The sequence below is a fragment of the Actinomyces urogenitalis genome, from assembly GCF_002861525.1.
In the GTDB taxonomy this organism is placed as follows: Bacteria; Actinomycetota; Actinomycetes; order Actinomycetales; family Actinomycetaceae; genus Actinomyces; species Actinomyces urogenitalis.
This window is the reverse complement of sequence record NZ_PKHA01000010.1, coordinates 62,485-77,557: the sequence shown is the minus strand read 5'-3', so window position 1 is coordinate 77,557 and position 15,073 is coordinate 62,485. Positions and strand designations below refer to the sequence as shown.

Annotated in this window: 8 protein-coding genes and 1 tRNA gene; 4 read left to right on the top strand and 5 right to left on the bottom strand. The window is 65.2% G+C overall.

Translation table 11 applies throughout. The features are described 5' to 3' along the window. Nucleotides 1–84: 84 nt before the first annotated feature. Both CYJ26_RS08975 and CYJ26_RS08970 read right to left on the bottom strand, forming a co-directional pair. Nucleotides 85–1,248, bottom strand: a complete 1,164-nt coding sequence (locus tag CYJ26_RS08975; RefSeq protein ID WP_101638300.1) for a YeiH family protein — start codon at nt 1,246–1,248, stop codon at nt 85–87. 165 nt (nt 1,249–1,413) lie between these two features. Next, nucleotides 1,414–3,000 carry an aspartate:alanine exchanger family transporter gene (locus CYJ26_RS08970; RefSeq protein ID WP_101638299.1) on the bottom strand — a complete coding sequence of 529 codons (1,587 nt, stop codon included), beginning with the start codon at nt 2,998–3,000 and terminating at the stop codon, nt 1,414–1,416. A gap of 119 nt (nt 3,001–3,119) precedes the next feature. Here CYJ26_RS08970 and CYJ26_RS08965 point away from each other — a divergent pair, with 119 nt between their 5' ends. Then, entirely contained in the window at nt 3,120–3,695 is a 576-nt protein-coding gene (locus tag CYJ26_RS08965) for a phosphoribosyltransferase (RefSeq protein WP_024035152.1), read from the top strand. Between the two features lie 180 nt (nt 3,696–3,875). On the opposite strand, the gene CYJ26_RS08960 is transcribed toward CYJ26_RS08965, so the two are convergent. The 3 genes from CYJ26_RS08960 to CYJ26_RS08950 all read right to left on the bottom strand — a co-directional run bounded on the left by CYJ26_RS08960 (nt 3,876) and on the right by CYJ26_RS08950 (nt 12,320). Then, nucleotides 3,876–5,216, bottom strand: coding sequence for a TIGR04053 family radical SAM/SPASM domain-containing protein (locus CYJ26_RS08960; protein ID WP_101638298.1), 1,341 nt, complete (start codon nt 5,214–5,216; stop codon nt 3,876–3,878). A 337-nt stretch (nt 5,217–5,553) separates the two neighbouring features. Beyond that, nucleotides 5,554–11,667 (bottom strand): Cna B-type domain-containing protein, encoded by a 6,114-nt coding sequence (locus tag CYJ26_RS08955; RefSeq protein ID WP_101638297.1) that lies wholly within the window; start codon nt 11,665–11,667, stop codon nt 5,554–5,556. A gap of 569 nt (nt 11,668–12,236) precedes the next feature. Next, nucleotides 12,237–12,320, bottom strand: a tRNA-Leu gene (locus CYJ26_RS08950). Nucleotides 12,321–12,530: 210 nt separating this feature from the next. Between CYJ26_RS08950 and CYJ26_RS08945 the strand changes: the two genes are divergently transcribed. From CYJ26_RS08945 to CYJ26_RS08935, 3 genes are read left to right on the top strand one after another with little or no spacing between them, the layout of a single operon-like run. Then, nucleotides 12,531–13,238: an FhaA domain-containing protein gene (locus tag CYJ26_RS08945; protein ID WP_024036719.1), complete on the top strand. Its 708-nt coding sequence runs from the start codon at nt 12,531–12,533 to the stop codon at nt 13,236–13,238. Beyond that, nucleotides 13,235–13,705, top strand: a complete 471-nt coding sequence (locus CYJ26_RS08940; protein ID WP_006547820.1) for an FHA domain-containing protein FhaB/FipA — start codon at nt 13,235–13,237, stop codon at nt 13,703–13,705. Before CYJ26_RS08945 ends, CYJ26_RS08940 begins: the two co-directional genes overlap by 4 nt. Continuing rightward, entirely contained in the window at nt 13,702–15,069 is a 1,368-nt protein-coding gene (locus CYJ26_RS08935; protein ID WP_101638296.1) for a PP2C family protein-serine/threonine phosphatase, read from the top strand. The genes CYJ26_RS08940 and CYJ26_RS08935 overlap by 4 nt, the downstream gene beginning before the upstream one ends. Nucleotides 15,070–15,073 lie beyond the last annotated feature (4 nt).

The following is a 15,073-nucleotide window of genomic DNA, read 5'->3' as shown; positions in this document are numbered from 1 at the left end:
CACGGTAGAAGCCTTCTTCGATAAGTTCAAGTGAGTAGTTCCTAATTTTCAATGAACTTTGGTTATCTCACCGGCCACCATTCCCTAACGGACGAGCACCAACACCCCCAGCAACGAGACCAGGGCGGAGACCACGCCAGCCACCGCCCCAAGCCCGAGCGCCCGGCCGCCGCCTCGCGCGAGCCGGCGCAGGTCCACCGCCGCCCCCATGGCGAACATCGCCATGGTGAGCAGGAAGGAGGCCACTGCGCTTCCCCACTCAAACCAGGCCACCGGCACGCTCCCCTCGCCGAGGGTCCGCAGGAGCACGCTGACCACAAAGCCAATGACGAACCAGGGCACGAGCGGCGCGCTGCCGCGATTGCGGGCAAATCCGGACCGCCTGGACGTACCGCCGTCCCCCGCCTGCCCGCTCAGGCGGGCGGCGCGGCGCGCCTCCAGCGCACCGACAACCGCGATGAGCGGGGCCAGCAGAACCACGCGCCCAAGCTTGGCCACCACGGCCACGTCCAGGGCCTCGGGCGAGATGAGGCCGCCGGCCGCCACGACCTGACCAACCTCGTGCACACTGGCTCCCACCCACACCCCGGCGGGCGTGGCCTCCAGGCCGAGCCAGCGCACGAGCAGCGGCAGCACCAGCAGCGCCGCGGTGCCAAAGAGCGTCACCGAGGCGATCGCAGTCGTGGCCGCCTCGTCCACGCTCTCACCGCCTGCCGCGTCACCTGCCTCGCCGGCAGAGCGCGCACCTGGCTGGCCAGCACCACCCGGTCCGGCCGGGCCGTCAGCCCGCACCACGGCGCTCATGCCAGCCACCGCCGCGGCGCCACAGATCGCGGTGCCGGTTGCAGTCAGGACAGTCGTGGCGTGCGGGACGCCGAGTCGGGGACCGACCCACACGGTCACCGCGAAGACCGCCACGACCGTCAGCGCAATGACGCCAAGCGCGCCCCAGCCCAGTGCCGCCACCGCTCGCAGCGACAGGCGCAGCCCCAGCAGGACCACACCCAGGCGCAGCAAGGTCTTGCCGGTCAGAGCGAGCCCCGGCTCGGCAGCAGCCGGTACCACGCGAAAGTTGCGTGCCGCCACGCCCGCGACGATCGCCACGAGCATGGCTGAGACCAGGGGGACGTGGTCGTTGATCGTGGTGGCCGTAAGCGCAACCAGGCCACACAGGACCACGCCGGGCCACACCCGCCACAGCCACGAACGCCACTGGGGAACATTGGAGGAAGAAGTCACGGCGATCATCTTGCCAGTTGCGAGAACTAGACGCTGTCACGATCCCGGGCGATCTACCCCCGGCACCACGCAGCGGCCGATCCTCACCCGCCGCAAACGCTGGAATACCGCGGACATCTCTCCCTTCCCGAGACCAGCGCGTAAGAATCGCCCGGGATTGTGACACGCACCTCGCTACAGCGCCACGAGCACCTGTACCATGACGATCTTGACCACGATCGCCAGCGCGAAAAGCGTGGCGTAACCGGCCTCGATGCGCTCATCGTCGCGCCGAGACAGGGCGAAGGCCAGAATCGCCGGCTGCCCCACAAGCCCGGCGAGCCCACCGGCCGCACGCGGGGCGCTGACCCCCACCCAGCGGGCCCCGCCCAGCAGGATCGCCGCGTTGACCAGGATGATGAGCGCCGCCAGACCCCCAACCGCCAGGCCCGTCAACGAGAAGGCAGAAGCGGCAAAGTCGGGCCCGGAGGCGAGCCCGATCGCGGCCAGGAAGAAGAGCAGGCCGAGCTGGCGAATGGTGGCGTTAGCAGCGTGAGGCAGCCCCCACACGAAGGGGCCAGTGCGGCCGACCCGCCCGAGCACCATGCCCACCACGAGCGGCCCCGCGGCCACGCCGAGCCGCAGGGTGATGCCGCCGGGCAGCGGGATGGCAACCAGGCCCAGCAGGACGCCCAGCGCCATGCCGATCCCCACGCTGAAGGCGTCGATCTGGGAGATCGAGCGCTCGGAGTCGCCGAAGTAGTCGGCGGCGGCCTCCAGCTGCTCGGAGGGGACCACGGCGAGCACGCGGTCACCCAGCGCCAGGACCAGGTCCTCGCGGGCCAGCAGGTCCAGGTCGCCGCGGCGCACGCGCGTGATGACGCCCTGGAAGCGTCCGGGCAGGTCGAGCTCGGCGATGGTGCGCCCGGCCACGCGGGTGGAGGAGACAGTCAGGCGGCGGTAGTCGACGGCGGTGCGGTCCTTGGCCAGGCAGCGGTCCATGCCCGAGCCCAGCTCGTCCACCGCCTCCGCGAGCGCCGCCGGAGAGCCGACGACGACCACGCGGTCGCCAGCCAGCAGCTCCTCACCCGGGGTGACCACGCGGGTCGCCCCCTCGCGCTCCAGGTAGGAGATGCGGATGCGTCCGGAGCGGAAGGCCTCCATCTCGGTCAGCCTGACCGGCCTCAGCAGCTCAACGCTGGTGGCCTTGAGCCCGTCGGCTGAGGCGGGTCGCGGGTCGCGCTGGCCGGGCCACTGCCGCCCGACGACGAGGGCGACGACGATGATCGCCACCGCCACACCCACCGGGTAGGCCAGGGCGTATCCGACGGCGGGCTCCTGGTTGCCGGCGGCCTCGATCGCCGCGTCGAGCACCGGAGAGGTCAGCGCCCCGGCGTAGGCGCCAGAATCCATGGCTGGTGTGATGCCGGTCAGGTGCGAGTAGCCGGCACCAGCCACGCCCGCGGTGACCAGGGCGAGCACGCACAGAGCCATGAGCGGCAGCTGGCGGCGCAGGTCGCGGAAGAAGGTGTTGCCCGCCCCGATGCCCACGGTGTAGCAGAACAGGCCCAGGCCCAGGCTGCGCAGGAAGCTCAGGTCCGCGCCGAGCCGGGGGTCGAGCGCACCGATTGCAAGGCCCACGAAGAGCGCACCGGCCGCGCCGAAGCGGATGGGGCCAAAGGGGATCTGGCCCACAGCCGTTCCCAGTCCGATGACGAGGAAGACGGTCAGGACGGGAGCGGCAGCCAGGACGTCGACCACGGGGAGCAGGAAGTCGGGCACGCCCCCCAGGGTATCGGCTCCTGCACCGGTCGAGCGTGAGCGGTTGCGACCGAGTGGAGAGCTCCGCCCCCCTCACTCGGTCGCAGCCGCACACCTTCGACGCAGGTAGGCTTGGCCGGGTGACCGATGCGAACGCCACTGCCTCCCGTACCCCTTTTGACGACGGCGCCACCTCCGAGGCTGCCCCCGACCGCGAGGAGCTCACCTGGGAGCTGTTCGGTCAGGCCGAGCGCGAGCTGTCCGCTCAGATCGTGGCCTCCGGATGGATGCCGGACCTCATCATCGCCATCGCCCGCGGCGGCCTCATCCCGGCAGGCGCCATCGGCTACGCGATCGGCGTCAAGGCCATGGGGTCGATGAACGTGGAGTTCTACACGGGCATCGGCGAGACCCTGGAGGAGCCGGTCATTCTGCCTCCGCTCATGGACGCCTCTGAGCTGCCCGGCAAGCGGGTGCTCGTGGTCGACGACGTCGCGGACTCCGGCAAGACCCTCAAGATGGTCATGGAGCTGCTGCGCCACCAGGGCCTGGACCTGGGCGGGGAGAACGTCCAGGTCGACGCGCGCTCGGCCGTGATCTACCGCAAGCCTCGTTCGGTCTTCGAGCCGGACTACTGCTGGCGCGAGACTGACAAGTGGATCAACTTCCCCTGGTCCGTCCTGCCGGTCATCACCCCGCAGTCCCTCCAGGGCTGAGGTCCAAGAGGCTGCCAGCGTCTCCCAGTCCTGACTTCGTGCCCCTGGTCCCGGCTTCGCGCCATCCGCGTGATATCGGGCTTCCGGGGCGCGAAATCACGTCGCCGGCTCGTTATTACATCCCGACGGCGCGAAGTCAGCACGCCCCAGGGGACGGCGAACGCCCGCCGGGAAGCGCCCTCAGCGTCCGGTGCGCCCCGCCATGGACCGCATAAGCGCCGTGACGTCCTCGGCGTAGGGGAAGGTGCCGGGCTGGTAGGCGCACAGTGGTTCCTCGGCGTGGAGGTTGCCAGTGGTGTTGTAGGCCCTGGCCCGCGAGCCTCCGCACACGCGGTTGTACTCGCATCGCCCGCACTTGCCCTCCAGCAGGCTCGTGTCCCGCACACCGGTGAAGACCTCCGAGCTGCGGTAGATCTCGGTGAGCGAAGACTCGCGCACGTTGCCGGCGCTCTTCTCCAGGAAGCCCGACGGCGTCACCTCCCCGACGTGGGAGACGAACATGAACCCGTTGCCGCTGGAGACGGTGATCGGGGGGCGACGACGTCGCTCACCGTGGTCCAGGCCGAGCTCGACGATCCGCTCACGCAGCTGGTGGTACAGGGGGCCGAGGTGCATGGGCTCGACGACCTCGTCGTGGCTGAGTCCTCGCTGGGCCAGGACGTAGCGCTGGAGGGAGACGCGGCGGAAGTGGTGTCCCTCCGTGGTCTTGGCGGGCACGGCCTCGCCCATGTCGTAGAAGCAGTTGAGGACGTCCTCGATCTCCTGCGCGTTCAGGGAGCCCAGGTCCACGCCGCGGCCGGTGGGCACCAGGAGGAAGCCTGACCAGGTCATGGCACCGTGCTCACGCACGAGCGCCGCCAGGTCCGGCAGCTCGTGGACGTTGTGACGGGCGACGACGGAGTTGATCTGGACCTTCATCCCCAGCTCGCGGGCAGCCTCCCAGCCTGCGATGGTGCGGTCGAAGGTGCGCTCGACGCCGCGGAAGGCGTCGTGGGTGGCGGCGGTGGCGCCGTCGAGCGAGAGGGAGATGACGTTGACGCCGTTGTCCTGCAGGCGCGCCAGGGAGTCCTTGTTGAGCTTGTCCGTGCCCGAGGGGGCCACGGCCACGTGCAGCCCGGCGGCCGTGCCGTAGGCGGCGAGCTCGGCGAGGTCGGGGCGCTCGAAGCAGTCGCCGCCGGTGATGATGAAGATAACGGCTGGCTGGCCGAAGGAGGCTGCCTCGTCCATGAGGGCCTTGGCCTCGTCGGTGGTGAGCTCACGGGGGTCACGCAGTGGGCGGGACTCGGCGCGGCAGTGACGGCAGGCGAGCTGGCAGGCGCGGGTGGCCTCCCAGGTCACGAGCATGGGGCGCATCGTGGGGTCGTGACGCTGGACGCGCACGGGTCGGGCGCTGCGCTGCGGGCGCGTGGCAGACGGGTTAGCCGCCTGGGACCCGTGGGAAGGGGTGGCGTCCGGAGAGCCGGGCGTGCGTGCATCCAGGTTGGTGACACCGTGTGCGGGGGCGAGTGGGGCCTCGGTCATGGGCCCAGCCTAGGAAACTCCTCGTTTGAGTGGCGTCATTGGCGATACCACTGTTCCTTTGACGCAGGTTCAGCGGGTACCTGATGAGGCATGCAGAAAAAGGGGAGGGGGTTGTCCCTCTCCCAGGAGCAACCCCCTCCCCAGCACAGGTAGGCGGTTTGTCAGGGGCGCGGCACATCACCAACCCCGTCACAAGGACCGTCTACCCGGCCAGCAGGCGTGCTGGCACGCTCACCAGCGCCAGCACACCCACCAGACTCAACAACCAGACCAGGCCCGGTCTGGGTCGGGCCGGTCAGACCGTTTCTGACCGGCCCGACCCCCGGGGCTGGTTGGTTCAGGCGCGGCGGCGACGGATCAGCAGGCCACCCAGGCCCACCAGGCCCACAGCAACCACCCCGACCGCCACGTCCACACCCGTGACCGGCAGACGCTTGCCCAACCCCACAGGCTTGGCTGGGACGGGTGTGTTGACCACACGACCCAGATCCACACTCACGCCCATCCGGTCGATCACAGCAGCCTTGGCCCAACCAGACAGGACGTAGCCCGCCGGCGCCTGGGTCTCCACCACACGGTAGGAACCAGCAGGAACACCCTCGAACACCACCCGGCCGTCCGCGCCACTGGTCACGGTGTCCAACACCTGCCCGGTAGTGGTGCGCAGCTCAAAGACCGCACCCACCAGAGGCGCACCAGCAGCGTCGGTCTTCACCAACGACACCACACCACGCACCAGCGCGTTCGTCACCGTCAGCCCCTCATCCGCGCTACCGGTGATAGCGGCCTCGTAACCAGCAACCGCATCCTCAACCACCGAGTACACGACCTCCTTACCAGCCTTGTTCACCGGCAGGCCATCGAACACGCCCGCCCACTCATTGGCGGCAGACAGCTCGACACTCTTACCAGTGTCCTCACCGTCAGCCAGCAGACGCACCCTCACACTCTCGGGGCGCAGGCCATGAGCATCATCCAGGTCGTCCCACGCCTTGGTCACGCTCACCGTGCGCACCGCCGGGGTGTGGATGTTGGTGATCGTGGTGCCCTCGATGCTCTTCTCATACCCCTCAGGCACACCCACCTCGTCCACGCTGTAGGCGATCTCGATGCCCTTGGCGTCGAAGGTCGGCAGGCCGGTGAAGGTGAAGGACCCGTCACCATCTGCGGGCACCTCCACCGTCTTACCCGTGGCGGCACCGTTTGCGAGGAGCTCGACCGTCACGGAGTCGGGCCGGATCCCGTCCTGGTTATCGGCGTCGTCCCACACCTTCTTTCCGGAGACAGAGGTCTTCGGGTTCTCCATAGTGTTCGTGACCGTCCACGAGTCACCGTCCTGCGCGACCTTGACCGTGTAGTCGTGGCCACCAGCCGACAACTTGCCGTTCTCGACGCCCTGCTCGGCCACCGTGTAGGCGATCGCCTTACCCTCAGCCGTGTACTGGTCCAGGCCCTCAAAGATGTGGCTCCAGGAGCCATCCTCAGCGTTACCGTCCAAGGTGACCGGGTCACCAGAGGCCACACCGTCGGCGTACAACTGCACCAACACGGCCGGAGCCGCGTCAGCGTCAATACCGGCCCAGGCCTTCGTCACCGCGACAGACACCTTCCCAGTGATCGTGTTCGTCACCGTGAAACCACCAGCAGCAGTACCCGAGTAGGCCGTGGAGTAGCCAGACACCTCGTCCTCAGAGACCGTGTAGGCGATCTCCTTGCCGGCCTTGAACTTGGGCAGGCCAGAGAAGGAGCCCTTCCATTCGCTCTCGGCATTCAGCGTCAACGTCTGATTGTCCACGACCTCACCGTCGGCGAGGAGCCTGACCGTCACAGAGTCCGGACGCTTGCCAGCCGCGTCGGAGTCGTCAACCCACACCTTGGTCACCGGGATGTTGATCAACTCCGGCGTGTGCGTGTTGGTCACGTCCATACCGTTGTAGGTCGTCGTGTAACCGTCGACCGGCTTCTCAGACACCGAGTACACGATCTTCGTGCCGTCATTCCTATACGTCTTGACGTCGGTGAAGGAGTACTTCCACTCACCCTTCGCACCAGCCGTGACGGTCGCGGTCTTGCCCGTCACCTTGCCGTCCGCAAGGAGCGTCACCGTGATCGACTCCGGCCGCTTACCGTCCTGGTCCTCGTTGTCGTCCCAGGTCTTGGTACCAGACACCTCGGTGAGCGGCTGGGCCTGGTGGTACATCGTCTCCGACGCAATGTCCGCACCGATCCCGTTGACCTGCTTCAGGTAAGCAGTGTTCTCAAAACGCTGCAGCTTATCGAACGCCTGACTCAGCGTCGTCGGGATCGTGAACGTCAGCACCTCACCCACAGGCAGTTCGCTGATCGACCACGACAGCTTCTGCCCCTCAGCCTTGAACTCGACACGTCCATCAACCGGGGCAGCCTCCCCCAACGAGCTACTGACAGTGATCTTCTCCGTGTCAATGGTCAAACCAGCCGGAATGGAGTCTTGAAGAACCAGATCCGTCAGTGCGAGCTTGTCGTCCTTGTTCTCAACCTTGAGGGTGTAGGTGATGGGGGTGTCCTTGGCGTTCTCGACCTCCTTTGGAGCGGCCTTCGTCCCCGTGGCCGGGTTCGAGCTCTTCGTCAGCCCCACATCAACCTTATGCAACTCAATATGAGCCGCCGCATACAGATCACTCACCATCGCATCCGACTGCGGAGCATTGCCCGTGAAATTCACGACCTTCACGAGATGCTCGTTGGTAGCGGTCTTGCCATCCAACGTGTCATCCGACGGGGTCTTCATATTCACATACGCGACCAGTGAGGATGCCTCCGGCACCACAAAGCTGTCGCCACCCTTGGTCTTGCGCACATCAATAGCGATTGCCTTAATAGTGGACTTATCGAGCGTGGAATCATCCTCAGGGTACGCAGTCCATACCGACGCGTCGTCCACATTAAACTCAGTCGGAGCCTTCGTCGCGTAGTACAGGACCGGGTTGGCGTAGTCCTTTGCCGCCGTCTTACCCGCAGACACCCTGCCCGCGATCGCCGACAGGTCCACGCCCTGGAAAGTACCCTGCCACTCAGACGCAGAAGTATCCGGCTTCATAGCCTGGTCCAGGACGTCATAGAAGACGACACCCGTACCCTTTGCAGCCTTCTCCTGGTAATACGCCAGGCGGTACTGGTAGTTCGTGCTCGTGTAGAGATGGTTCACGAGACCCTCAGCAGAAGCACCCCAGTCCTCGCCACTGTCAACATTGCGCACCTGCTCCTCAGTACCTGCCTCAGCAATAGAGATCGACTTGAAGGTGAGCTTGCGCTGCGCCATACCAAAGTGGTCGGTTTCCCCAGAGCTGTCGCGCAGGTCATCTGCAAGCGGCTTGTAATACTGATACGCCACCGGATTGTTGGCGGCATCGAAATTCGGTGTCCCCGGATTCCACTCACTATCGGCATCCGTATCCACAAACGCAGCCGTCTGCACAAGGTCTGCCCCACGGTCACGGATGTTGCCGTAGCTGTTGATGACATCAAACTGGGCGTACAGCCTATACATGGGCCTGTCATAAGCGCCGTATGCTTTATTGGGATACGGTTGATCTTCCTCAGGCAGACCCTTAATGCTGATCTTGAGCAGGGTCATGCCACTGCCTTCATAGTTCGGCGTCGTCTCGACGTCATAGAACTTCTTGTCAATGGCCTGATATCGGTTCTGCAGACCCGCGCCCGGGCTCATGTTGGATTCTTTGGAGCTCGAGAAGTACAAGCGTCCCGCGTGAAGCGAATCAAGGTCAACTTTCACGCCTGCCGGAATTAAGGTGTAGAACTCACCGCTTTGGAACGCATACTTCCCCATAATGTCAGGGTCGCTTGCATATTTAGCATGAAGATCCATGCCATCACCGACTGCACCCACGCGGTTAACAGCCATCAAGGTAATGGTTGCCTTTTGCTCAGTCTTCACCGGGTCGTCTGTTGCCTTGCTAGTCCAAACCTCGGCACCTGAGACGCGATTAATCTGCGATAGACTCTGCGTCACAAAGCTCATGGCCTTCTCTGACGTGCCATCCTTCGGGTCAGCAGAAATCCGATCCCGTGTTACATCAATCTTGGTGCCACCCTCAGGCTGCAGGTAATAGGTCGCCGGGTGACTGTAGAGCGTCTTCTGCTTGTCATCCACATTCTTTTGCACATAAGCCTTGACCGCGTCAGTAGGCTGCAGAATCTCCTGCGGCTGAATGCGGATTGAGGAGGCAAAGAAGTCACTTTCGTGAGTGTAGCGCAGGCTCTCAATACCTTCCGGCAAGTCAACCTTGCTCGTCAGATTGGCATCCTTAGTGACCTGAGTTCCGTCGGCATATTCGTAACGGTACACGTTACTGCGCACTCGTGTTGCAGAAAGAATAAGCTTGTACCCCGGCTCGCCCTTCATCTTGGCATAGATGTGCACGGGCTTGTATCTTTCAAAGTCCTGTGAGTATGAGCCGTTCTTCTCCCAGACACCAGCACTTGAGTACGTAGCATCGTATTCCTCGATAGCAACCGAGATTCGAGGGATATGAACATCATCCACACTCAGCTCCAGAGGGTTGTTGAGCACATCCTTGCTACTTGGAACGGCATCTGGAATATTATTCACTCCGTTGGGTGTGGAGAGATACGCCCCGTCCTCGTCAATAATCATCGTACGTATGCCAGCGCTGTAAGTACCCGTTTCCTTGTTCCACACGGGGTTGGATGCACGGGACGTGGCCCAGTGATCGAAGGATGGACTCCCCTCCCATCCCCAAGAGTTGCCACCGGACTGCATGGGAGCCTCTTTGCCCGCAAGGATTGCTGTCTGTGCACCGTAGGCGTTACCGCCCCGGTCCGGCTTACGCTCCCAGTGATCAGCGCGGTAGTCCTTGTCGTAGTCGTACTTTCCGGCCTCGGTCGTCACAATGTTCGCGGCAGCCTCGACGTCGACGACGTAACGCTCTGCCTCGTTCTTGTTCCACGGCGTCTGCACCAGCCGCACCGAGTTGTGCACCGTGATGCCCTCGTTGGACATATCCACTCCGCGAGCCTTGGCTTCATCAATCAGGCTTACGGGATAGCGCATCAGCATGTAGTTGCGCTTCATACCTGTGGTATCACGATCAGAAATCTGATTGCGATAATGACCACCAAAGTCTAAATACACCTCTTCTAGACCATCAGCAAAGTTTTCATCAATGCCCTGCCAGGTGCGCAAAGTAGTTTTATCGGCTCCATCGCTCCAGAAGACATTCTCCCATCCATCTTTGGTAAAGCCGGCGTACGGGGATCTGAAGTATCCGAACTGCTGTGCAGTGAACGGCTTCTTATCACGGGTGCACCCTCGATCCTCCCAGGCACCGATCAGCTCACCCTTCTCCTCCAGGCGCGAGCCCTTGTCCTCAAAGGTGTAGGTAAATGGCATGGTGCTGGATTCAGAACGTGTGCCAAAACGCGTAATCTCAGAGACATAGATGACGTAGAAATACTCGTTGGCGTCGGCCGGCTTAGCACCCCAGGCGTCCTGCCAACTGAAATAGATACCTTCTTCGGGCTTATTCTCACCACCGAGCTTATTCATGACAACAGTCGACGCCTTGGTGCTGGTATGAGCCTTGACCGTCAGATTCTGTGTCTTAGAGAAATCAGCCACACCGTCGCCATTGGAGTCGACCTCCATGGTGATATTAAAGGTCTTGGCATAGTTGCCCTGACCGTCAACACCCAGGAGAGTGGGGATGAAGCTGTAGCTGAAACCCATCGAGTTCGACTTCGAGCCATTGATGGGCTTGGCATTGGTCACTGTGACCGTACCGTTGACATCCTTCGTGTCACCAGACCAGTTGAAAGAGGTGGAGTCCGCGGTATTTGGAGCCTTGGGCACTTGGGTGACCATCTGGTCCTGCTCAACAAAATTCGTGTCAGGCCCTGCCCAGTGCGTGCTTGCGTCTCCCGCCCAGGTCTTGAAGAGCGCGGACGGCAGAGTCACCTTCACCGCGCCAACCGGCAAAGACTTGATATTGCCCGTGTCAGTGAGGTTGAAATCCACATCCACCATCGCGGTGTGGAGCTTGTTAAACATCTTGTCGAAGCTCAGGATCGTGTGAGCCTCGTCCTCGTACGAGTACCCGGTGGTCGACGCGTTGACCGGGTTAGCCCACCGTGCCCCGAACTTGTAGTCCCCATCCAGGCTGGCCGCCCGCGCAGCACGCCGCAGCGCCGGGGCCTGGGCCGTATCGCTGGCAGCCGAGTCGGTGGAGGCTGCCTCGCCTCCTTCCCCTGACCCGCTGCGGTCAGCGCCTACAGCGCCAGACTCAGCACCCCCCGCTTCATCAGCAGGGGCGGACACCGACGTCGTCGGCCCGTCACCAGGAACCGCGTCCTCAGCCACAGCAGGCACCGCGCCACCAAGCAGCAACGCACCCGCAGCAAGGACACCAAGAACAGACTTGGGAAGCCTCATGGGGAACCATCCTCATCGATCACGACTGCCCACACCGAACCGGGGAGACTCAGGGCGCAGACAAGGGAGACACACAGCATCCTACGGATGGCCACAACCTCTGGCCAGCGCGGTCCCACACACTCTCTCCTCGCCCGCGGACACGGCGGTCTGCTTCGGCTCGGCCGCCCGCTGGTTGGCAGCCCGGTACAGGTCGCGGACGAGGGTGTCGGTCGCAGCAGGCAGGCCAGCGCAGCACCACCGCTTCCAGATGCCCGGTTCGAACGCGCCTTCCCCGATGGGTGCGTGCCCACGCCATGAGTACGTGCCCTTCCGCCACCCCTAGAGGCCGTCGTATTCGCCAAAGCACGCACCAATCACCCAACCCACGCACCAAAGCCCCCGCACGCCGCCGCATCTTCGTCGCTTCAGGCCCTGGACAGTCGATCCCCATCCCCGCCACACCCGAACCGACTGTTGAGGGCCTTAACCGACGCCACCCCGAAACCCACCACAGAGGCCCTCGCCCACCTCGCCCAGGTACGACGAAGGCCCGGATCCTCGTAGGATCCGGGCCTTCGTCCGTATCGTGCGCGGGGGGGGACTCGAACCCCCATGAACGTAAGTTCACACGGACCTGAACCGTGCGCGTCTACCAATTCCGCCACTCGCGCTTGGAGCGAGGATGACGATAGCGGCCCCAAGGCCCCCGAGTCCAATCCAGCGACCCCCTTGGCTCGGTGAGACCCGTCACCTGCCTGCCGTGCAGGCCACCCTCCCGCCGGCTCGTAGATACACCGGTTACGATAGCCACGGTATTACTGTGACCAGACATTGGCGCAGATCGGTCGCCGTCATCCGGTCACTGACAGGAGGTGAGGAACGTGGGGTTCCTAGACAGGTTCGAGAAAGGCGTGGAGAACGTCGCTGAGCGTGCCATGTCCCGCTTCTCGGGCGACGTCGAGCCCATCGAGATCGCCTCGAAGCTGCGCGAGACCATGGACAAGCGCGCCGCCTCCTTCGCGCGCGACCGCTCCGTGGTCCCCAACGTCTTCCGCATCCGCCTCTCCCCCTCGGACGTCGACCGAGTCGACGCCTGGGGCCGTGACGAGATGGTCCGCCAGATGGAGGAGGTCGCCACCTCCCACGCCAGCGAGCAGGGTTACTCCTTCGTCGGCCCCGTCCAGGTCACCTTCGTGGCTGACGACGCCCTGTCCTCCCCGGCCATCGAGGTCGAGTCCTCGACCCGCCGCGGGGCTGCCGCTCCGGCCGCAGCCGCCACCGCCTCGCCAACCAACCCGATCCTGGACATCGACGGCCAGCGCTACCTGCTCACCGGCCCCGTCACCGTCATCGGCCGCGGCTCAGAGGCGGATATCGTCGTCGACGACTCCGGCGTCTCGCGCCGCCACCTGGAGATCCGTCTCACCCAGGGCCACGCCATCGCCACGGACCTGGGCTCGACCAACGGCACCTACGTCGAGGGTCACCGGATCGACGCCGCCACCCTGCTGGACGGCAACACGCTCACCGTCGGCCGCACCCGCATCATGTTCTGGGACGGCACACACTCCTCCGGGGTCAACCGGTGAGCGAGCTCGCCTTCACCCTCGCCAGGTTCGGCTTCCTGGCGCTGCTGTGGGTCCTTGTGCTCCTCGTCCTGCGCACCCTGCGCCGTGACGTCGCACCAGGCTCCCCACGCTCGCTCAGCCTGCGCCGCTCCGGCGAGAAGACGACGTCGAAGCCCGCCGCGCGCTCACGACGTCGCCAGGCCTCGCGCCTGGTCATCACCGAGGGCCCACTGGCTGGCTCGACCGTGCCCCTGTCCCCCACCTCCATCACCATCGGACGCTCCCCCTCCTGCACCCTGGTGCTGGAGGACTCCTACGCCTCCTCCCGCCACGCGCGCATCTTCCCCAAGGACGGCACGTGGTGGCTGGAGGACCTCGGCTCCACCAACGGCACCACCCTGGCCGGCCAGAGCGTGACCGGAACCGCTGAGCTCTCAGTGGGTGTGCCCGTCAGGATCGGCCAGACAACCCTGGAGCTGCGTCCATGACCATCTCCCTGCGCTACGCCGCACGCAGCTCAGTCGGGCTCGTGCGTGCCTCCAACCAGGACTCCGCCTACGCCGGGCCGCACCTGATGGCCATGTGCGACGGCATGGGAGGCCCTGCCGGCGGGGACATCGCCTCAGCCGTGGCCATCAGCCACCTCATCCCCTTAGACGCCGATTCCCACCAGGCCGGCGAGCTGCTCGGCCTGCTGCGCGGTGCCATCCAGGAGGCCCACGCGGACCTCGTGGCCCGCTCCACCGCCGAGCCGGACCTGGCCGGCCTGGGCACCACGTGCGTAGCCGTCATGCGTAGCGGCAACAAGCTGGCCATGGTCCACGTGGGGGACTCGCGCGCCTACCTCCTGCGCGAGGGCGAGCTCACCCAGGTCACCACGGACCACACCTTCGTGGAGTACCTGGTGGAGACCGGGCGCCTGACCCGCGAGCAGGCGCGCCAGCACCCCCAGCGCTCCGTCCTCCTGCGCGTCCTGGGCGACGCCGACGGCGAGGTCCAGCTCGACGAGTCCATCCGCGAGGCCGTGCCCGGTGACCGCTGGCTGCTGTGCTCGGACGGCCTGTCCGGCCCCGTCACCGCCGCCACGATCGGCGAGGTCCTCGCCGGCGTGGAGGACCCGGCCCTGGCCGCGGACCAGCTCATCGACCTCGCTGAGCGAGCCGGCGGGCCGGACAACATCACCGCCGTCGTCTTCGACGTCGTCGAGGACGATCCCACCCCGCAGATGGAGCCGCAGGTGGTGGGCTCCGCCTCCGTCCACCGCGAGCGCCTGGCCGCCGACGGCGTCAGCGCAGCCCCGGCCCCTGCCACCCCCGCAGCCAAGGCTGCCGCACTGGTAGCCGGCTTGGAGGCGGACAGCGAGGCCTCAGCCACTTCCCCTGACTCTGCCCAGGAGGAGGCTCTGGCCGCCGAGGCCGAGCGCCACCGCAGCGCCCGGCGTCGTCACCGCCTACGCACCGCCCTGGCCTCACTGGCCGTCCTGGTCGCGCTGGTCGTGGCCGGAGTCAGCGGTTACATGTGGACCCAGACGCAGTATTACGTCACGACGGCCGACGGGAAGGTTGCCATCTTCCAGGGCATTCCCCAGACCCTGGGGCCCTTCTCCCTCAGCCACCTCGTGCAGACCTACAACGAGCCGGCCCTGGCCGATCTCGATGAGCGCATGCTAGAGCGCCTGGAGGAGACCGTCGCCCAGCCCTCGCTGGTCGAGGCCCGCAAGTACGTCCGCGAGACTGTCTCGGCGCGCGTGACCGAGGAAGCCACCGCCACCCCCAGCCCTGCGGACCAGATGGCCACCTCAGACCCCGTTGAGGTCACTCCGCCTCCCACTGACGCCGCCACAGGACAGTAGGGCG